Annotated in this window: 16 protein-coding genes; 10 read left to right on the forward strand and 6 right to left on the reverse strand. The window is 64.3% G+C overall.

Annotated elements, in window-relative coordinates; translation table 11 throughout:
- Positions 1-65: 65 nt before the first annotated feature.
- Positions 66-506 (reverse strand): type VII toxin-antitoxin system HepT family RNase toxin, encoded by a 441-nt coding sequence (gene hepT / locus AC56LN_RS04100; RefSeq protein ID WP_499570080.1) that lies wholly within the window; start codon positions 504-506, stop codon positions 66-68.
- A 156-nt stretch (positions 507-662) separates the two neighbouring features.
- On the opposite strand from hepT, the gene imuA reads away from it, so the two are divergent.
- The 3 genes from imuA to AC56LN_RS04115 all read left to right on the forward strand — a co-directional run bounded on the left by imuA (position 663) and on the right by AC56LN_RS04115 (position 3301).
- Positions 663-1370 (forward strand): translesion DNA synthesis-associated protein ImuA, encoded by a 708-nt coding sequence (imuA, locus tag AC56LN_RS04105; protein ID WP_343025089.1) that lies wholly within the window; start codon positions 663-665, stop codon positions 1368-1370.
- Complete coding sequence (locus tag AC56LN_RS04110) at positions 1300-2841, forward strand: Y-family DNA polymerase (protein ID WP_499570081.1); 1542 nt, start codon at positions 1300-1302, stop codon at positions 2839-2841. The genes imuA and AC56LN_RS04110 overlap by 71 nt, the downstream gene beginning before the upstream one ends.
- Positions 2842-2938: 97 nt before the next feature.
- Positions 2939-3301 (forward strand): hypothetical protein, encoded by a 363-nt coding sequence (locus tag AC56LN_RS04115; RefSeq protein WP_499570083.1) that lies wholly within the window; start codon positions 2939-2941, stop codon positions 3299-3301.
- 55 nt (positions 3302-3356) lie between these two features.
- Here AC56LN_RS04115 and AC56LN_RS04120 read toward each other — a convergent pair whose 3' ends face one another.
- From AC56LN_RS04120 to AC56LN_RS04130, 3 genes are all read right to left on the reverse strand, one after another.
- Positions 3357-4106, reverse strand: a complete 750-nt coding sequence (locus AC56LN_RS04120; protein WP_499570084.1) for an AAA family ATPase — start codon at positions 4104-4106, stop codon at positions 3357-3359.
- 159 nt (positions 4107-4265) lie between these two features.
- Positions 4266-4802, reverse strand: coding sequence for an REP-associated tyrosine transposase (locus AC56LN_RS04125; protein ID WP_499570085.1), 537 nt, complete (start codon positions 4800-4802; stop codon positions 4266-4268).
- Positions 4803-4993: 191 nt separating this feature from the next.
- Positions 4994-6907: a M61 family metallopeptidase gene (locus AC56LN_RS04130; RefSeq protein ID WP_499570086.1), complete on the reverse strand. Its 1914-nt coding sequence runs from the start codon at positions 6905-6907 to the stop codon at positions 4994-4996.
- 211 nt (positions 6908-7118) lie between these two features.
- Here AC56LN_RS04130 and AC56LN_RS04135 point away from each other — a divergent pair, with 211 nt between their 5' ends.
- From AC56LN_RS04135 to AC56LN_RS04155, 5 genes are all read left to right on the forward strand, one after another.
- Complete coding sequence (locus AC56LN_RS04135) at positions 7119-7589, forward strand: Hsp20 family protein (RefSeq protein WP_183555607.1); 471 nt, start codon at positions 7119-7121, stop codon at positions 7587-7589.
- A gap of 228 nt (positions 7590-7817) precedes the next feature.
- Entirely contained in the window at positions 7818-9371 is a 1554-nt protein-coding gene (locus AC56LN_RS04140; RefSeq protein ID WP_499570087.1) for a Do family serine endopeptidase, read from the forward strand.
- A gap of 52 nt (positions 9372-9423) precedes the next feature.
- Positions 9424-10086, forward strand: a complete 663-nt coding sequence (locus AC56LN_RS04145; protein WP_258835222.1) for a response regulator — start codon at positions 9424-9426, stop codon at positions 10084-10086.
- Positions 10083-11435: an ATP-binding protein gene (locus AC56LN_RS04150; protein ID WP_499570088.1), complete on the forward strand. Its 1353-nt coding sequence runs from the start codon at positions 10083-10085 to the stop codon at positions 11433-11435. Before AC56LN_RS04145 ends, AC56LN_RS04150 begins: the two co-directional genes overlap by 4 nt.
- A 62-nt stretch (positions 11436-11497) precedes the next feature.
- Positions 11498-12628 (forward strand): branched-chain amino acid ABC transporter substrate-binding protein, encoded by a 1131-nt coding sequence (locus tag AC56LN_RS04155; protein WP_499570089.1) that lies wholly within the window; start codon positions 11498-11500, stop codon positions 12626-12628.
- A gap of 26 nt (positions 12629-12654) precedes the next feature.
- Here the strand turns inward: AC56LN_RS04155 and AC56LN_RS04160 are convergent, their stop codons facing one another.
- Positions 12655-13383 carry a hypothetical protein gene (locus tag AC56LN_RS04160; RefSeq protein WP_499570090.1) on the reverse strand — a complete coding sequence of 243 codons (729 nt, stop codon included), beginning with the start codon at positions 13381-13383 and terminating at the stop codon, positions 12655-12657.
- 391 nt (positions 13384-13774) lie between these two features.
- On the opposite strand from AC56LN_RS04160, the gene AC56LN_RS04165 reads away from it, so the two are divergent.
- Both AC56LN_RS04165 and AC56LN_RS04170 read left to right on the forward strand, forming a co-directional pair.
- Positions 13775-16069, forward strand: a complete 2295-nt coding sequence (locus AC56LN_RS04165) for a family 43 glycosylhydrolase (RefSeq protein ID WP_499570091.1) — start codon at positions 13775-13777, stop codon at positions 16067-16069.
- Positions 16070-16100: 31 nt separating this feature from the next.
- Entirely contained in the window at positions 16101-16685 is a 585-nt protein-coding gene (locus AC56LN_RS04170; protein ID WP_499570092.1) for a PEP-CTERM sorting domain-containing protein, read from the forward strand.
- Positions 16686-16742: 57 nt separating this feature from the next.
- Here AC56LN_RS04170 and AC56LN_RS04175 read toward each other — a convergent pair whose 3' ends face one another.
- On the reverse strand, positions 16743-19148 hold the full coding sequence (locus AC56LN_RS04175) for a TonB-dependent receptor plug domain-containing protein (RefSeq protein WP_499570093.1): 2406 nt from the start codon (positions 19146-19148) through the stop codon (positions 16743-16745).
- Between the last annotated feature and the right edge of the window lie 195 nt (positions 19149-19343).

Raw genomic sequence — 19343 nt, forward strand, 5'->3', positions numbered from 1 at the left:
ATGCCGCTCCCAAAAGAGGCGCATGATACCAGCAGGCGCACCGTTGGCGCACTGACAAGACATGGTCAGGGTTGGCCGACAGCGCGCGCGCCACGCGTGAGCGCTGCTGCGTAATCGGTGAAATCGCCAAGGCCGCGCTTGATGATCGTGACGAGGGCGGGCAGGGGCGCGGCCTGGTAATCCCATTCGGCGCGGCAGAATTCGCCGGTACGCTTGAGGTTTTCGGCCAGGGTCGGCGCGATCCAGCCGTGCTCGGCCAGCAGCGTGATGACTTCGCGTTCGTCTTGCGGTGGCCCCAGGCGCGCGCAGCCGATCACGTAGTCGCCCATCTCGATCGCCGCTTCCCAGGCACGGATCACGTTCAGTGTGGCCGCATCCTGGCGCGTGATGTCATCGGAAAACGTCGTGGGGTCACGTTCGTATTCGTCGCGGGCGCGGCTGCAGCAGCGTTCGATGATGCCGGCTTTCTTCAGCAGAAGATCGGCATTGCTCATTGCGTTGCTCATTAACAACTCCATGATCACGGGGCACGAGGGATATATATGGCGTCAAAGAGCCGATCCACAAGGTGCCGATGCGGTAGACAAAATGAAAACCTCTTGCCAAGCCCCGTTTCAACGAGTACTGTACGTTTATACAGTACTTGCATTGTTATCACTGCCATGAACCCTTCTTCCATCCTTGCCGCACCAGAGGCATTGCACCCATCGCTGTGGCGCGCATCGCAGCTGGCGCATGCCGACACGCGCTGCATCGACACGGGCCACGCCACCTTGTCGGGCCAGTTGCCGGGCGGTGGCTGGCCCGGCGGCACCCTGGTCGATCTGCTGCTGCAACAACCCGGCATCGGCGAAATGCGCCTGCTGCGCCCGGCGCTGGCCGCCTGCGCATCCCGCCGCATCGTGCTGCTGCAGCCACCGCATCCACCCCAGGCCCTGGCACTGGCCGCGCTGGGCCTCGATCCATCCCAATTGCTGTGGCTGCGCTCGACGCGCAGTGCCGATGCGCTGTGGGCGGCCGAGCAGGTCTTGCGCAGCGGCAGTTGCGGCGCGCTGCTGTTCTGGACCAACCACGTGCGCAGCGACAGCCTGCGCCGCCTGCACCTGGCGGCGCAGGGGGGCGAGACCCTGTTCTTCATGTTTCGTCCCCTGTCTGCCGCGCAGGACGCGTCGCCCGCGCCGCTGCGCCTTGCGCTGCGTCCGGCTGCCGGCGGCATGACGATCGACTTCCTCAAACGCCGGGGACCGCAGCGCGACGCGCCGCTGTTCCTGCCCCTTGGTTCTTCACTACTGCAACGCCATGCGCCTCTGGATCGGCCTGTATTTGCCCCAGCTACCGCTCGAAGTCTTCAGCCCACGCTGGTGCAATAGCAGTAGCAACGGCGACGGTGCCGATGGCGCCGATGCTGCCGACGCTAGTGCTGCGGGTGATCCCGGCATCGTGGTTCTGGAGCAGGAGCGGGTGATGGCCTTGTCCAGGGCGGCGCATATCGAAGGCGTGCTGCCCGGCATGCGGCGTGGCGGCGTGCTGATGCTGATGCCGGACGCGCGCATCGTCCAGCGCAGCCACGAGCGCGAGGCCGAGGCCTTGCAGGCGGTGGCCATGGCGATGCTGCAGTACACGCCGCAAGTGGCGCTGGCCGAAGAAGCCACGCTGCTGCTCGACATCGGCGCCAGCCTGCGCCTGTTCGGCGGCATCCGGCAGTTGTGCGAGCGGGTGCGCGCCAACCTGCGCACGCTCGGCTTTACGGCGTGCATTGCCTGCGCGCCCACCGCGCGCGGCGCCTGGCTGCTGGCGCGCCGCGATGCCGGGCGCGTAGTCAAGATGGATTCGCTCGTGCGGCGGCTCGACCGCCTGCCGGTGAACCTGTTGCCGCCGGCACGGCCGTTTTCTGCGTGGTTCGATGGCCTGGGCTGCCGCCGGCTCGACGAATTGCAGCGCCTGCCCCGGCCCGGCCTGCAACGGCGCTGCGGGCGCGCACTGCTCGACATGCTCGACGCTGCGTATGGCCACAGTCCCGAACTGCTGCGCTGGATCGAGCCGCCCGAACGCTTCCAGGCCCGGCTCGAACTGTTCGACCGGCTCGAGCACGCCGACCTGCTGCTGGCCGGCGCCCACCACCTGGTGCTGCAGATGACGGGCTGGCTGTGCGCGCGCCAGCTGGCGGTCGAACGCATCCGGCTGCTGCTCGAGCACGAGCGGGGCAGGGTAGCCTGTCCGCCGACGGCGGTCGACATCGCGCTGGCCGAACCCACGTGGCGCGACGAACACCTGATGCGGCTGCTGCGTGAGCGCCTGGCCAAGCTCGAACTTGTCGCGCCCGTGATCGGCATCCGGCTCGAAGCCCAGCAATTGCAGGCGATGGCGCCGCCGACCGATTCGCTGTTTCCCGATCCTGGCGGCAGCGAAGAAGACCGCATGCGCATGATCGAACTGCTGGTCGCGCGCCTGGGCACCGACAACGTGCTGCAGGCCCTGCCGCATGCCGACTACCGCCCCGAGATCGCCAACGCCTGGGTGCCGGTGCACGAGAAAATGAGCGCCGCGGCGCGCGCCGCGCAGATGCCGCCCGACGTGCAAAGCCTGCCCCGGCCAAGCTGGCTCTTGGCCAAGCCGCTTGCGCTGCTGATGCGCGACCACCGGCCGTTTTATGGCTCGCCGTTGCGGGTGGCGTCCAATCCCGAACGCATCGAAGCTGGCTGGTGGAGTCAGACACAAACGCGCGATTACTTCATCGCCGAAGGCAAGGACCACGCGCTGTACTGGATCTACCGCGAGCGCATCAATGGCTCGGGCGAGGATGCGGCGCCGCGCTGGTTTTTGCATGGCTTGTTCGGGTGAGGCGATGCCTGTCAACATGTCGCCAGCGCGCGCCAGCGAACGGACTGTTTGCCCCGGTCAGGCATACTTCAGCGATCGACAGTCGACAGGAGAACCCATGAAACCATTCATTCATTTCGCCGCCCTGGCCGCCTTTGCATTCGCCGCTTCGGCCCACGCCGACACGCAGCAGACGCTGGAAACATCCGGCTTTACCGTCAAGATCGTGCAGCAATGCGAAGAAGGCAACGTCACCTGCGACGACGTGCGCTACACCGGCACCAGCAAGAAGACCGGCAAGGCGATCAAGCTGCGCGGCAAGACCATGCATTCGATGGCAGCCGATGGCGTCACGCCCGGCGCCTTCCAGGGCTATGTATTTCGCTCGGGCTGCGTGAACTACACCGTGTACGCCGATGGCCGGCTGGTGGTCACCGAGGGTAAGAAAACGCTGGTAAACCAGCGTGGCGAATGGAAGTAATCCTGGTCCGCACTTGATGGACCGTGCATGGCGTCGCCCGGTCAAATAACCATGCTCAATCCGGCGCCAGCAACTGTTCCAGCCGGCGCGGATAGTGATTCAAAAAGTCGCGCGTTACGGCGTAATGTTCCGTGTCCTCATACGCGATCTCGGCAATGCCGTTGCCGTCGAATGCCAGAATTTTCGCGCCGGGGTAGGCAAGCAGAATCGGCGAGTGCGTCACGATGATGAACTGCGACTGATCCTGCACCAGTTGATGCATCGCCCGCAACGCTGCCAGCTGGCGGGTGGGCGAGAGCGCCGCCTCTGGTTCATCGAGCAGGTACAGGCCATTGCCCCTGAGTTTGTCGAGCAGCACGCTCATGAATGCTTCGCCATGCGAGCGCGCGTGCAGCTGCTTGCCGCCATAGCCGCCGAAGGCAGTGGTCTCCGGCATCTCGTCGAGGTAGGTCGCGAGATTGTAGAAACTTTCGGCCCGAAGAAAATAGCCGTCACTGGGCCTGCGTGTGCTGCGCGACATCCGAATGTAATCCGCCAGACGGGTATGCTCGCCGGACGTGTTCAGCAAGCGGTTGTTCAGCGTGCCGCCTTCGATGCCAAAGCCCAGTGCCAGCGCGATCGCTTCCAGCATGGTCGACTTGCCGCTGCCATTCTCGCCAACGAAGAAGGTCACGTCGGCGTGGAATTCGATCGACTGCAGTTTGCGCACGGCAGGAATGTTGAACGGGAAGTCATCGAAGCCGACCTCGTTGCCGAAGTCGGCCCACACGCGTTGCAAGTAAGGCTTGGCGCTGAAGCGATGCATGGTGAAGACGGGGAAGTCGATATGTTGATTATCATCGCACACGTTGAGCAGATAAACGGCGCTTAGCGGTAGGGTGGACGGCTAGGCCGTCCACGCGGTGATCGTTGGCGGCAAGATCATCGAACTCGCCCACGGGTTTAGAAAACTCGCGCCGCCAATTCACTCAAGAATCATCGTCCGCGCTGCCTCGGTGCCACCCCAATTCAGCGGATAAATCCCGTTTTTCACAAACCGCCCAAACGATGAATACGGCCACTGCGCTGCGCTGGTGACATGACCATGCCTGACCGGGTTGTAATGAATGTAATCGATATGCCGCGTCATGTCGTCGTCATCCCTGATCTGATGCTCCCAGAAACGACGTTGCCAGATCGCCGATTCACCACGACGGCGGCGCGACTCGGTAGGCACGATGTCGTCATATTGATTGCGACATGAAAAGGAAACATGGTGCTTGATCTGTGCCCATCGTGTCGAGATGTCGGTGTCGCCATCTGGCAGCGTCCAGATGCAATGCAGATGGTCCGGCATCAGCACGATGGCGTCGATCGTGAAGGGACGCCGCAGGCGCGTTCGGTCGAATGCAGTGCGCAAGGATGAACGGATCGCATCGTCACACAGGATGGGGCGACGACGAAAGGCGACCAGTGTGAAAAAATAAGTCCGGCCAGAGCGGACGCGGCGAAAATGGGACATGCTGCCGAGCGTATGTGGCAGCAGGGGATAATGGGATGTCGCACGTCAAGCGCGACGTGCGTGTTGGATTTGCCGATCGTTGGACGCGTGGATGGCGGAGCCATCCACCCTACAGCAGATGAACGACACTCCGTTGGCGTGCGCCTTTGCTCAGCCGATTCCTGAACGCGTGGATGGCGCAGCCATCCACCCTACAGCGCCTTGAACAGCACCTCAAGTCGATCCTTCGTGCCCGGAATGCGTTCCAGGCGCGGATAGCGCAGGCCGTCGCGGTAATCGAGCGAGATCGTGCGCAGGTTGTTCCCCTTGCGTACCAGGAGTTCGAGCGGCGCCTTGCCATCCTTGGCCGCGCGCACTGCTGCCTTGAGCACATCGCCCTTGTAGACGCGGTTGTTGACGGCAACGATCGTCGTGTTGGCCGCCAGGCCCGCGCGGAAGCCCACGCCGTCCCAGATCACGCCGGTGATGCCGCCATCGGCGCGCACCTGGAAACCCAGCGAGTACGTGAAGTCGGTAGTCTTGTTGCGCTCTTCGGCGCCACGCGCGGCGTCGCTTGGCGTGTCGCCGTAGACCAGCTTCCAGCCGGCGCGCTTGAGGCCATCGAGTGGGGCGCCCGGGCCGTGGCCGTCCAGGCGCGCGCGCAGGAACGGCGCCCAGTCGTATTTCTGCACCTTGTTCAGGGCGGCCACCACGTCGTCGAACGTGTAGTAGGTGGTCTGCGTGCTGCCGTTGTCGATGCCGAAGAAGGCGCGCGCGAAGTCCTGCAGGCCGCGCTGCTCGCCCGACATCTCGCGGATCATCGTGTCGACGTCGAGCCAGATCAGCATGCCCTCGGTGTAGTAATCCTCACTGCGCTGCCAGTTGCCCCAGCCGATCGGACGACGCCCGTTGATGATCGGATCGTTGACGGTGTCCTGCACGGCGCGCCAGTCACGGCCCTGGGTGGCGTCGTAGCGCGCCGCGTCGGCCGCCAGCGCATCGCGCGCGTGGGTTTGCGAGACCAGCCCCGAACGCGCGGCGAGCACCTTGCCCCAGAACTGGGTCTGGCCTTCGTACAGCCACAGCAGCTCGTTCTGCAGCGGCGTGTTGAAGTTGGCGACATCCTGGCCCGCAGGCCGGCGGAACTTGCCGTTCCACGAGTGGACGAATTCGTGCGGCAGCAGCTCGCGCCCGGCCTCGTTGCGGTTCCACTCGGTGAAGTACCCGAGCTTGACGCCGTTCTCGCTCGACTGCTGGTGCTCGCGGCCGATGCCGCCGAATTCGTCCGAGATCGCAAACAGAAAATCATACTGGCGATAGTGGTGCGAACCGAACAGCTTGAGCGCCTGGTCGACCATCGCGCGGTGCAGCTTGATCTGGTCCGGTTTGGCCTCGAGGTTTTCGGGATTGTCGGCCACCACATTGAGCATCACCGGCTGCTTCGCGCCCGGCGCCAGGTCGATGCGCTTGAAGTAGCGGCCCGCGAACAGGGGCGAATCGACCAGCGTATCGAGATCATGCGGCTTGAAGCGCACTTCGTCGCCGGTGCGTGCTTCGACCGCCAGCGAGCTGGCGAACTGCCAGCCGGCGGGCAGGCGCAGCGTCGGCTGCACGGTGATGCGGCGCGCCTGGTAGCCGGCCGGGTACAGCGCCACCGACTGCCACTGCACGCCGAGGATGTCGTCGGTCATCGTGATGCGGCCCTGCGTCGTATCGAGCGGCGACAGGAACTGGTATTCGGCGTCCAGCGTGGTGGCGCCTTCCGGCACGACAACGTGGAACGCATACACGTTGACCGGGTCGCGCTTCCATTCCACTGGCTTGCCGCCGGCGCGGAATTTCAGGCCGGCGAGCTGGGTCAGCGGAATGTTCGGGCCGTGGTTCCCCGGCGCCCACTGCGGATACAGCAGCGTCATCGGGCCAGCCTGCACAGGCATCGACAGGCGCATCCTGAAGACCTGTTGCGACAGGTTGCTCGCGTCGACATGCAATGCGATCGTGCCGGGATACGGCGCGTCGCCGACGACGGGAAGCTGGGCCGAAGCAGGCAGGGCCAGCGCCAGGGCAAGAACCAAAGCGCTCGCCGGACGGGCAGCGCGTGTGAAGAAGGTGCGGGATGCGGTCATGGGAAAAAGCAGGGAGGGGAAGCCGGGCAGTGTAGCACCGCCCGTCGGGCTGGATTTTCACTACTACATCATATAAACAAAATTTGGAAAAATATTTGAAATTCCGTATTTTGCTTGTCTTGATTTCGCGATCGATGGCATTAGATTGGTACCAGCGGATGCTCAACTGAGGTCCGCACCCTTATCGCTTAACTTTACAAGGATAGACATCATGCGTACTTACGACCTGACCCCACTGTACCGTTCCGCCATCGGTTTCGATCGCCTGGCCAGCCTGCTCGAGCAACGCGCCGAGTCGCAGCCAAGCTACCCGCCGTACAACATTGAACTGGTGAGCGAAGACCAATACCGCATCGTGATGGCGCTGGCCGGCTTCACCCGCGACGAAGTCGAGATCATCACCGAGCGTGACAGCCTGCACGTTACTGGCCGCAAGCAGAAGGACGACGCACAGCGCACCTTCCTGCACCGTGGCATCGCAGCGCGCGATTTCGAGCAGCGCTTCCAGCTGGCCAATCACGTGAAGGTCACCACGGCGTCGTTCGACAACGGCATGCTTACCATCGAACTGGTGCGTGAAGTGCCCGAGGCGCTCAAGCCACGCAAGATCGCCATCGGCGATGCTGCCGGCACCACGATCAGCGGCGACAACGTCCAGGCACTGGAACAGCGCGCTGCCTGAGCTGTGGCACATGATGTGATAACGGTTTGAACGGAGGGCGCCTGCAGTATCGGGGCGCCCTTGTCCTATCTGGCGGGCCGTGTGTCTGCGCAGCCGCAAACCGTGTGCATTAAGCCGTGTCTAAGAAGTGTTGCCTGTCAACTTAAGTATGGTCTAAGACGGTTGCGCGACACTAGCTTCATCGAATCTCGATCACCGATTCACCGAATTTTCATCAGGAGCACATCCATGTCGAATCCAAGTGCCGTTACTGCCATCACTGCCAAACGCCTCACGCTGGCCCTGTGTGCCGCGGGCGTCATCGGCGGCGCGGTCGGTGCCATCGCTGTCAATCACAATAACGCCACTGCCAATGCCGCCGCCCCAAGCGTGCCGGCAGTCGTCGCGGCCGCCCCTGGCACCGCGCCGGCTGCTGCCGTGGGCGCCCCATCGTCGACCGTGGCGCTGCCCGACTTCACGCGCATTGCTGCGCAACAGGGCAAGGCGGTGGTCAATATCCGCGTCGTTGGCGGCACCAAGACAGCCGCCCGTGGTGGTGGCGGTGCCGGCGGCATGCCAAGCCTCGACCCCGGCCATCCGTTGTATGAGTTTTTCAAGCAGTTTCAGGACCCGCGCTCCGGTGGTGAGCGCGGTGGTCGTGAAGCGCCCGTTTTCGGCGCTGGATCGGGCTTTATCGTAAGCCCGGACGGCGTCATCCTTACCAACGCACACGTCGTGCAGGGCGCTGACGAAGTCACGGTCAAGCTGCAGGATCGCCGCGAATTTCGCGCCAAGGTCCTGGGCTCCGACCCGCGCACCGACGTGGCTGTGTTGAAAATCGATGCCAAGGGCTTGCCCGTGGCGCCGATCGGCAAATCGAAGTCAGTGCTGGTGGGTGAGTGGGTGCTGGCCATCGGTTCGCCGTATGGCCTCGAGAGCACCGTCACCGCCGGCGTGGTCAGTGCCACCGGCCGCTCGATCCAGGGCGACAGCAATGTGCCGTTCATCCAGACCGACGTCGCGGTCAATCCCGGCAATTCGGGTGGTCCGCTGTTCAACACCCGCGGTGAAGTGGTCGGCATCAATTCGCAGATCTACAGCCAGACCGGCGGCTACCAGGGCCTGTCGTTCTCGATCCCGATCGATCTTGCGGTGCGCATCAAGGACCAGATCGTCGCCACTGGCAAGGTGCAGCATGCCAAGCTCGGTGTAAGCGTGCAGGAAGTCGGACAGAGTTTTGCCGATTCGTTCAAGCTCGAATCGGTCGAGGGTGCGCTGGTGTCGAGCGTCGAGCGTGGCAGTCCTGCGGAACGCGCGGGCCTGAAGTCCGGTGACGTGATTCGCGTTGCCAATGGCACGCCGATTGTCGCCTCGGCCGACCTGCCGGCCATGATGACGCTGGCCAAGCCAGGCGACAAGGTGGCAATGGACGTCTGGCGCGACGGCAAACTGGTGCGCATCGATGCGACGCTGGCCGACGCGGCCGAGAAGCCGCGCCGCGCTCAGGCCGAAGACGTGGGCAACGCCGTCGACAACAGCGCGAGACTGGGCCTGTCCCTGCGGCCCCTTGAGCCGATCGAGCGTCGCCAGAGCGGCATCGCTGCGGGCCTGTTGATCGAGGACGCCTCGGGCGCTGCCGAGATCGCGGGCATTGAACCGGGCGACGTGCTCATTTCGGTCAATGGCCGGCCGGTGAACTCGGTAGCACAGGTGCGCGAGATGGTGGCCAAGGCCAGCAAGTCGGTGGCCCTGCTGATCCAGCGCGGCGGCGACAAGATCTTCATTCCGGTGCGGATCGGTTAATTGGTTAAGATAGCGTAGGGCCCTCGGGTCGCACTTTTACAACGGGGGATGTATGCGGCTGCTGCTGGTGGAAGACGATACGATGATCGGCGAAGTAGTGCTCGACCTGCTCAGGGCCGAGCACTACGCAGTCGACTGGGTCAAGGACGGCGAAATGGCCGACACGGCCCTGCTGCAAAACCAGAACTACGACCTGGTGCTGCTCGACCTGGGGCTGCCGCGCAAGGACGGCCTCGAAGTATTGCGCTCAATGCGCGCGCGCAAGGACCGCACACCGGTGCTGGTCGCCACCGCGCGCGACTCGGTGGCCCAGCGCATCGCGGGCCTGGATGCCGGCGCCGACGATTACGTCCTCAAACCCTATGATCTCGACGAACTGCTGGCGCGCCTGCGCGCGCTGCTGCGCCGCGCTGCCGGCCGCGCCGAGCCGATTTTTGAGTACCGCAACATCACGATCAATCCGGTCACCCGCGAAATCATGGTCGACGGCACTCAGGTGTCGCTGTCGGCGCGCGAGTGGGCTGTGCTCGAAGCGCTGGTGGCGCGGCCCGGCGCCGTGCTGTCGCGCGCGCAGCTCGAAGAAAAGCTGTACAGCTGGCGCGACGAAGTCTCGAGCAACGCGGTGGAAGTGTATATCCACGGCCTGCGCAAGAAACTGGGCAGTGACCTGATCCAGAACGTGCGCGGCGTCGGCTACATGGTGCCGAAAGCATGAAGATGACGCACTCGCTGCGCGGGCGCCTGCTCTGGTTCCTGCTCGCGGCGATCACGATCGCGGCGGTGGCGCAGGCGACGATCGCTTACCGCACCGCGCTGCACGACGCCGACCAGATCTTCGACTACCACATGCAGCAGATGGCCCTGTCGCTGCGCTCGAGCACACCGCTGTCGAACGACGAAGCACGCGCGCGGCAGGAAGCCGAAAGCGCCGGTGGCAACGACGACATGGTGGTGCAGATGTGGTCCCCCGACGGCGCCCAGATGTTCCACAGCGTCTCGCGTGCGCGCCTGCCGCAGCGCGCGGTGCTGGGCTTTTCGAACGTGCGCGCCAACAGCACGACCTACCGCGTGTTCTCGATCCAGACCTCGAATCAGACGGTGCAGGTCGCGCAGGACCTGGCCGTGCGCCGCAATATGGCGGGCAATCTGGCCTTGCGTACGCTGGGGCCCATCGCGGTCATGATGCCGATCCTGATGCTGGTCGTGTGGTGGGTCGTGAGCGGCTCGCTGCAACCGGTGGCGCGCGTGCGCTCGCAGGTGGCGTCGCGTCAGGCCGACGATCTGTCGCCCGTATCCGATACCGGCTTGCCCGACGAAGTGCGCCCGCTGGTGCAAGAACTGAACCTGCTGTTTGGCCGCGTGCGCACTGCGTTCGAGGCCCAGCAGCATTTCGTGGCCGACGCCGCGCACGAACTGCGCACGCCGCTCGCGGCGCTGCGCCTGCAGGCGCAAAGCCTGGACCGCGCTGACACGCCCGAAGCGCGCCAGGTGGCAGTGAGCCGCCTGACGGCTGGCATCGACCGCGCCACGCGCCTGGTCGAACAGCTATTGATCCTGGCGCGGCAGGAAGCCACCGCCGCCGAAGGTGCGGCGACCAAGACCCGGCCGGTGGACCTGGCCGACCTGGCGCGCCGTACGGCCGCCGACCTGGCCGGCGTGGCCGCCGCCAAGGGCGTCGACCTGGGCCTGCAGCAGGCCGACCCGGCCAGCGTCGACGGCCAGCCCGACGCGCTGCAGATCCTGCTGCGCAACCTGGTCGACAACGCGGTCAAGTACACCCCTGGCGGTGGCACCGTCGACATCTCGGTGCTCAGCGGCGCCGGCACGGTGGCGGTGCAAGTGGAAGACAGCGGCCCCGGCATCCCGCCGGAAGAACGCGAACGCGTGTTCGACCGCTTCTACCGCGTGGCCGGCAGCGAGGCGGCCGGCAGTGGCCTGGGCCTGGCCATCATCAAGGCGATCGCCGAGCGCCATGGCGCGGTGCTGACGCTGGGTTCGTCCGAGCGGCTGGGTGGCTTGATGGCGACCGTCACGTTCAAGACCCCTGTGCAGACAGCTGCCTGAGCGCACGGTAAAATAACCGGTTTGGCGGCTTTTTGCCCGCCTGTCTGCTTACCAGGGAACCCATGAACAAGAACATATTGGCCGCCAGCGTACTGGCGGCAACGGCCGGCCTGGCGTCAAGCCAGGACATCGTCAAGATCGGCCATGTGGCCGGGATCACCGGGCCGGTGGCCTACTTTGGCAAGGACACCGAGAACGCCACGCGCATGGCGATCGAACATCTCAACGCGCGCGGCACCACGATCGCCGGCCGCAAGGTGACGTTCCAGCTGGTGGCCGAAGACGACGCGGGCGATCCAAAACAGGCCACCAGCGTGGCGCAGAAGCTGGTCGACGCCAAGGTCAATGGCGTGATCGGACACCAGACGTCGGGCACCACGATTCCGGCATCGAAGATCTATCACACCGGCGGTATCCCGCAGATTTCGCCGTCGAGCACCAGCCCGAAATACACGCAGCAGGGCTTCAATACGGCGTTTCGCACGATCGCCAACGACGTGCAGCTGGGCCAGGCCCTGGGCCGCTACGCGACCGGCGCCATGAAGGTGCGCCGCGTGGCCGTCGTCGATGACCGGACCGCTTACGGCCAGGGCCTGGTGATGGAATTTTCCAGGAGCCTGCAGCAGCAGGGCGGCACGATCGTCGCGCGCGAATTCACCAACGACAAGGCGACCGACTTCAGCGCCATCGTCACCCGCATCCGCGCCACCAAGCCGGACATGGTCTTCTTCGGTGGCCTGAGCGCCACGGCCGGCCCGATGCTGCGCCAGATGAAGCAGCTGGGCATGAACGTGCGCATGATGGGCGGCGACGGCATCTGCTCGGACGAGATCTTCAAGCTGTCCGGCGGCACCATGGCTGACGGCCAGGTCGTGTGCGCGGAAGCGGGTGGCGTGCGCGGTGAAGGCAAGGCGGGCATGGACAAGTTCCGCGCCGACTACAAGAAGCGCTTCGGCATCGATGTGCAGATCAACGCACCGTATGCGTACGACGCGACGATGGTCATGGCCGACGCGATGGTCAAGGCCGGATCGGCCGTCCCGGCCAAATACCTGCCGTTCCTAGCCAAAGCCGATTACAAGGGCGTGACCGGCCCCGTGGCGTTCGATGCGCGCGGCGATGTGCGTGACGGGACGATCACGCTGTACGGTTTCAAGGGCGGCAAGCGCTCCTTGATCACGGTGACCAAGTAGGGTGGACGGCTGCGCCGTCCACGCGTTCAAACAGTCATCAGGTGCCGGAAAGTCGGCTCGATGTTCTTCGCGTGCAGGTGGCGCACGATGTCCTCCAGCGTCGCGTCTTTCAGCAGCAAGTCTGCCGGCGGCGCAGGCGCAGGCGCAGGGGCGGGCGCCGGAGCAGCCACCGGCGCACTCACCGCAGCCGGTTCGAGCAGGCGCCACGCATGCTCGAACTGCTCCGCATCGATACTCTCCAACCCTTCCAGAAACCCGGCCTGGCCGTTCGGCGGCGGCTGCATGTCCAGCCCCGGTTCATCGGCAAACGACGCGCCCATGCCCGGGTGGATGAAGGCGGCCCATTTGCCGGTGCGCGGGTGCAGGCAGGGCGGCAGGGCGACCGGCGCGCGCACCGCGTCCGGCGCCAGCTCGACCTCGGGGAAGTACGCATCGCGCAGGCGTTCCAGAAAAGCCTGCGCGCGCTCGGCCGGCACCGGCGTCGCGAGCGACAGCCACAAATAATAGGCGTCGCCGCCCGAGATGCTCACCGCCGGCGCGGGCAGCTTGAGCGTCGTCTGCAGCGCATTGGCCACTTCGCACAGCCGCGTCCAGTGCGCTTCGCTGTCGGCGCCCTTGGTCTTGCGAAACGGGATCATCATGGCGCGCGTCTGGCCGTCGCCGTCCGTCAGGCTGACCGGCAGCGCGAGGACGTCAGATGACAGCACATCGGCGGGAAGGTACAGCCGCATCAATTCGGCAATCAGTTTGTGCATGGTGTTCTCGCTGGAAAGGGGGCATTTTGACACATCGCGTACCCGGGTACCGCTGTGGTGCGGCGCCAACAGCCATTCTTTCTTGAAAAACCAGGCGATTACTTTTTTGTGGATTTAAAACGATTCATGCGAAAAAAACATATCGCAGAAGTGGCTGCGATATTCTTTCAATCGCTTTTATAAGATTTTGCGCTATTTATGTTATCGCAAATATTTATCTCAAGAAACGCTTCAAATAAGCGTATGCAATCCGGTTGCAAACCATTTAAAAATATCGCATTCTCGTTTCCGGCATTCGATCATCAGAATGCACATTCAAATAAATATAACGGAGACCAGCGTGCATCACACCCTTTCCTCATTTGGAACATGGGCCGTATTGTCATCGGCCATGCTTCCTTCATTCGCCGCCGCCCAGGCCGCGCCCGCCCCGATCGTCTTCCAGAATGCTGCCGTGCACGACCCGTCGGTCATCAAGGTGGACGACATGTTCTATGTGTTCGGCTCGCACCTGGCGGCCGCCAAATCGCGTGATTTGATGAAATGGCAGCAAGTCAGTGACGGTGTCACTGCAAGCAATCCATTATTTCTCAATGGCGCATCGAATGTATTCACCGAACTGGCCGAAACATTCAGCTGGGCGCAGTCGTCCACACTGTGGGCGGCCGACGTCAAGCGTATGCCGGACGGAAAATTCTATATGTATTACAACGCCTGCAAGGGCGATTCGCCACGTTCCGCATTGGGTATTGCGGTAGCGAATAATATCGAAGGTCCTTATGTCGACAAGGGCATCATTTTAAAATCCGGCATGTGGGGCCAGCCCAGCCACGATGGCACGATCTACGACGCACTAAAACATCCGAATGCCGTCGACCCACACGTCTTCTCGGATCGCGCCGGCAAACTGTGGATGGTCTACGGCTCGTATTCGGGCGGGATTTTCATCCTGGCGCTCAATCCCTCGACCGGCATGCCATTGCCGGGGCAGGGCTACGGCAAGCGCCTGATGGGCGGCAACCATGCACGCATCGAAGGCGCGTACGTGATGTACAGCCCCGCCACGTCGCACTACTACCTGTTCACGTCCTTTGGCGGCCTGGATTCGACCGGTGGCTACAATATGCGCGTCGCGCGTTCGCTCAATCCGGACGGACCGTATGTCGACGCCCAGGGCAACGACATGGCGGCTGTCAGATCCGATCCTACCAAGCCGCTGTTCGACGATGCATCGATCGCGCCCTATGGTGTCAAGCTGATGGGCAGCTTCCTGTTCGAGCGCAGCCTGGGCGACACCGGCACAGGCATCGGCACCGGCTATGTCTCGCCCGGCCACAACTCGGCGTATGTCGATCCGGCCAGCGGCAAGCACTTCCTGATTTTCCATGCGCGCTTTCCCGAGCGCGGCGAGCAGCATGAAATCCGCACGCACCAATTGTTCATGAATGCGGACGGCTGGCCGGTCGTCGCGCCGCGCCGTTACACGGGCGAGACCTTGGGCGCCGTGCGGCGCGAATTCGTGCAGGGCGACTACATGCTGGTCAATCATGGCAAGGACATCTCGGCCATTATCAAGAAGTCGCAGCCCATCGCCCTCAACGCCGACGGCACGATCACGGGCGCCGTGGGCGGCAGCTGGCTGCTCACCGGCAGCAACGGGATCGAGATCCGCCTGCCCGGCGCTTCGCCGTACAAGGGTGTCTTCATCAACGGCTGGGATGAAACGGCCAAAAGCCCTGCGATGACCTTCTCGGCGGTCTCGCGCGAAGGCATCTCACTGTTCGGCAGCCGGCTGCCGCCACGCACCGAGGCGCAGGTGGTCAATGCCGTCGCCGCGGAACTCAGCCTGGGCAACACGAGCGCCGTCACGGCCAATCTTGCGCTGCCCACGCGCGGCACGCGCGGCGCGGTGATTACCTGGACGTCGTCCAATCCCGCCGTCATCAGCAACACCGGGGTGGTCACCAGTCCGGCCAGCGGGGACGTCAATGTCACGCTCACGGCGCGCATCGCCAAGGGCAATATGGTGGTCACCAAGACCTTCGTCGTCACCGTGCGCAAGGCCGGCGGCCTGCTGGCCCACTACACCTTCGATGGCAACCTGGCCGACGCGAACGGCATCTTCGGCGCCGGCAGCGTGACCGGCAACCGGATCGATGCGCCAGGCGGCAGCATCGTCTTCGAGGCCGGCGTGAAGGGCAGGGCGGCCGTCTTTGACGGCGCGAGCGGGGTGCGGCTGCCCAATGGCCTCATCGCGAGCCAGAACTACAGCGTGGCGCTGTGGCTCAAGCCGGCGGCACTGACGGCGTTTTCCACGACCTTCTTTGGCGCGCGCACGACCGAATCCTGGGTCAGCCTGCTGCCGATGGGCCATGGCGGCGTGGGCGGCGCATCGATGCTGTGGTCGGGCACGGCCTGGTACGACGCCGGCCTTGGCATGACGATCCCTGTCGGCCGCTGGTCGCACCTGGCCTTCACCGTGCGAAACGGCGCGGTCAACGTGTATGTCGACGGCAGCAAGCGATTCAGCGGCGCGGGTTTCCCCAACGTGTTTACCGGCACCAGCGGCGTGTTTGCGCTGGGCGTGAACTGGTGGGATGCGCCATACCGGGGCGCGATGGACGATCTGCGCATCTACGGCTCGGCACTGAGCGACGCCGACATCGCGGCGCTCGTGCGCCAGTAACCCGCCACGTTTTCACATCAAGGAGCACCCTATGAAACACAGTATCTTTTCGCTGTTGCTGGCGGCATGCTGCGCGAGTGTGCACGCCGACGTCATTGGTTTCGACGATCTGGCCAGCAGCGAGACCGCGGTCATCGCCGACGGCTACGCGGGCTTCAACTGGACCGGCGTTGGCGTCATCGGCGCCGATGCCTATCCCGACAGCGGCTTTGCCAACGGCGTGGTCTCGGTGGCCAATGTCGCCTTCAACCACGGGGGCGGCACCGTCACGATCTCGAATGTGGCCGGCTTCGACTTCATCGGCGCGTTCTTCACGTCGGCCTGGTATGAACAGGAACTCGCGTTCGAGGGCAGCCGTGCAGGCCAGTTGCTGTTCGCGACCGACGTGTCGTACGGGATCGACACGTTCACGCCGCAGTGGATCGAACTCGGTTGGCGCGGCATCGACACGCTCACGATCTACAACAGCAGCGGCACCCAGTGGGCCATGGATGCCTTTACGGCATCCGCTACGGCGCCGAACACGGTGCCGGAGCCGGGGACGCTGGCGCTGTGCGGCATTGCTGCTGCGGGGTGGCTGGCGGCGCGCAGGCGCAGGCCGTTGCAGCGGGCGTAAACGCCAACGGCCTGCAATCGCTTGCAGGCCGTTGTTTCACCGCGTGATCAGGTCAGATCAGAAGCGGTGCGCCAGGCGCGCGAACAGCGCAGCGCCATTCAGGCCGAACTGCACACTCTCGTACTTGAAGCCGTTGTCGGTCTCGTTCGCATCCTGCACGGTTGGCTTGACGTCGAAGATGTTGGTGCCGCCGACCGTCAGGCGGGTCTTCTCGGTAAAGGCCCACGTGAAGGCCAGGTCGGCCGACGTCTTGGCTTCGTACTTCTGGTTCGGCACCGGTGGACCCGAGAACGTGCCCAGCGTCTGCGGGCCGAAGTGGATCACGCGCAGCGCGGTTTCCAGCTTGCCCTGGACGTAGTCGAAGCCCAGCGTGGCCTTGCGGCGCGGCGCGCCTTCTTCGATGAACAGGCGCTCGCGCTCGGACAGCAGCACGTCTTCGAAGCCTGCCAGTGCGGCTGGCGCTTTCACGCGCTGCACTTCGGTCTTGCTGAAGTTCGCGGCCAGGAACGTCGTCAGGCGGCCCGCGGCCACGTTGGCGCGGTGCGAGACCGTCAGGTCCAGGCCCTGCGTCTTGGTGTCGACCGAGTTGACGAAGAACTGCGCCTGGCCCACGCCCAGCTGCTGCAGCGTCGCGCCCAGCGCCGGGTAGTTGTCGGCGTCAAAGCGGCCCGACAGCACGATGCGGTCATCGATGTCGATGCGATACAGGTCGGCCGTGACCGACAGTGCCTGCGTTGGCGACCAGGTCAGGCCCAGCGTATAGCTCTTCGATTCTTCATCCTTCAGTTGCGGGATGCCGGCAGCGGCGGCCACGCGGCCACCATTCGGCGCCAGCACGACGTCCAGCGGCTGGCCGCTGACGAAGTCGGTGAAGGTCGACGAGAAGTAGGCCTGCTGCAGCGACGGCGCGCGGAAGCCCGTGCTGGCCGAGCCGCGCAGCAGCAGGTCCGGCGCCAGGCGGTAGGCGGCGGCGAGCTTGCCGGTGGTGGTCGAGCCGAAGTCCGAATAGCGCTCGTGGCGCAGCGCGGTCTGGATCTTGAGGCGGTCGGTGAGGTCGGTTTCGATGTCGACGTAGGCCGCGTTGCTGTGACGGTCGGTGTCGGTCTCGTCGCCTGGCTGGAAGCCCGGGAAGCCCTGGCTGCCGGCGTTGCCGCCGATGCCCACGCCATCGGCGTCGATGTACGAACCGGCTTCGCCGGCGAAGATCTGGTAGTTCTCGCGGCGGTGCTCAAGGCCGAACGCGACGTTCATGCCCTTGAATACGTCGCTGTAGAAGCGGCTGATGTCGGCATTGGTGGTCGCCTGGCGGAACGAGAACGCGCCCGCGTAGAAGCGGTCGGCGCTGCGGCCCGGGCCACCGCCAAGCAGATCGAGGTTGGCGATCGAGGCGTTGAGCGTGTTGGCGATGTTGTACTTCAGGCGGTTGTAGCCGTAGGTCTGCGACAGGTCGGCATTCCATTCGCCGGCGGTCCAGCGGTAGCCGACGGTGCCCCAGCGGTCATCGACCTTGCCGTTGATGAACGGGACGAAGCCGTCCGGGTACATCGCGGCCGAATTGCGCGACGGGATGTCTTCGGAGCCCAGGCCTTCGCGGCCGAAGGCGGCCGACGAGGCGTCGCGCTGCTGCACGCCGGCGGTGAAGTAGAACTTGCCGCCCGCGCCGGCCGGGAATTCGCCGTTCAGGTAAATGGTCTGGTTGTCGGCTTTGGTGTCGCCGATGATGCGCGGGTTGCCGGGCTCCGAACGGTTCGAGCGGCCGCGGTCCGAGTATTCGCCGGTGATGCCCAGCACGCCGCCACCGAGGGCAACGCCGCAGTAGGCTGACGCCTGCCAGTTCTCGCCGTCGCCTTCGGTGTACTGGCCGTAGCCGGCCACCGATTCGCAACCCAGGCTTTTCTTCAGGTCGATGTTGATCACGCCGGCAATCGCGTCCGAGCCGTATTGGGCGGCGGCGCCATCGCGCAGCACCTGCACTTCGCGGATCGCCATCACGGGAATGCCGTTCATGTCGGTGCCCGTGTTGCCGCGATTGCGCGCGCCGAACAGGTTCACCAGCGCGACCGTGTGGCGGCGCTTGCCGTTGACGAGCACCAGGGTCTGGTCCGAGCCCAGGCCGCGCAGGGCAGCCGAGTCGATCAGGTCGGCGCCGTCGGCGCCGGTCTGGCGCGTCGAGTTGAACGACGGCGACAGGTTGCTCAGCACCTGCGCGAGGTCGAACTGGCCGCTTTGTTCGGCCGCTTTCGTCATCGGGATGAAGTCGATGGCGACCGGGGTATCGGTGCTGGAGGCGGCGCCGACGCGGCGCGAGCCGACGACGCTCACGCTTGGCACGACGGCGTCGGTGGTGATGGCGGGTGCGGTTTGCGCCTGAACAGCGACAGGGGCGAGGGCAAGGGAAGCAAGGATGGTGCTGCCATACAGACTGGACAACACGGAGCGGGGCATGATTTTGAGTTTGAGCACAGGTTTCTCCGAAGGATGTTCGGATACTATCAATGGATCCTTCGATTACCGTTGCAATGTGGCATTAACACAACGTTCTTGTTGTATAACTTTGTATTATCAACTCGGGTGCATAAGTAATTTCCTGGGGTAAATAAAGAGCGTGCGCTGAAAAAGGTCGGCTATACTGTGTTTTTATACAGTATTTGTCATTCG

Source organism: Telluria sp. ZT3P26 (genome assembly GCF_059686035.1).

Excerpts from the sequence above, each read along its gene's own strand:
- AC56LN_RS04120 (WP_499570084.1), bottom strand. The coding sequence starts at position 4,106 with ATGCATCGCTTCAGCGCCAAGCCTTACTTGCAACGCGTGTGGGCCGAC.
- AC56LN_RS04115 (WP_499570083.1), top strand. The coding sequence starts at position 2,939 with ATGAAACCATTCATTCATTTCGCCGCCCTGGCCGCCTTTGCATTCGCC.
- AC56LN_RS04155 (WP_499570089.1), top strand. The coding sequence starts at position 11,498 with ATGAACAAGAACATATTGGCCGCCAGCGTACTGGCGGCAACGGCCGGC.
- AC56LN_RS04125 (WP_499570085.1), bottom strand. The coding sequence starts at position 4,802 with ATGTCCCATTTTCGCCGCGTCCGCTCTGGCCGGACTTATTTTTTCACA.
- AC56LN_RS04145 (WP_258835222.1), top strand. The coding sequence starts at position 9,424 with ATGCGGCTGCTGCTGGTGGAAGACGATACGATGATCGGCGAAGTAGTG.
- AC56LN_RS04150 (WP_499570088.1), top strand. The coding sequence starts at position 10,083 with ATGAAGATGACGCACTCGCTGCGCGGGCGCCTGCTCTGGTTCCTGCTC.
- hepT (WP_499570080.1), bottom strand. The coding sequence starts at position 506 with ATGAGCAACGCAATGAGCAATGCCGATCTTCTGCTGAAGAAAGCCGGC.
- AC56LN_RS04135 (WP_183555607.1), top strand. The coding sequence starts at position 7,119 with ATGCGTACTTACGACCTGACCCCACTGTACCGTTCCGCCATCGGTTTC.
- AC56LN_RS04165 (WP_499570091.1), top strand. The coding sequence starts at position 13,775 with ATGCTTCCTTCATTCGCCGCCGCCCAGGCCGCGCCCGCCCCGATCGTC.
- AC56LN_RS04130 (WP_499570086.1), bottom strand. The coding sequence starts at position 6,907 with ATGACCGCATCCCGCACCTTCTTCACACGCGCTGCCCGTCCGGCGAGC.
- AC56LN_RS04170 (WP_499570092.1), top strand. The coding sequence starts at position 16,101 with ATGAAACACAGTATCTTTTCGCTGTTGCTGGCGGCATGCTGCGCGAGT.
- AC56LN_RS04140 (WP_499570087.1), top strand. The coding sequence starts at position 7,818 with ATGTCGAATCCAAGTGCCGTTACTGCCATCACTGCCAAACGCCTCACG.
- imuA (WP_343025089.1), top strand. The coding sequence starts at position 663 with ATGAACCCTTCTTCCATCCTTGCCGCACCAGAGGCATTGCACCCATCG.
- AC56LN_RS04110 (WP_499570081.1), top strand. The coding sequence starts at position 1,300 with ATGCGCCTCTGGATCGGCCTGTATTTGCCCCAGCTACCGCTCGAAGTC.
- AC56LN_RS04160 (WP_499570090.1), bottom strand. The coding sequence starts at position 13,383 with ATGCACAAACTGATTGCCGAATTGATGCGGCTGTACCTTCCCGCCGAT.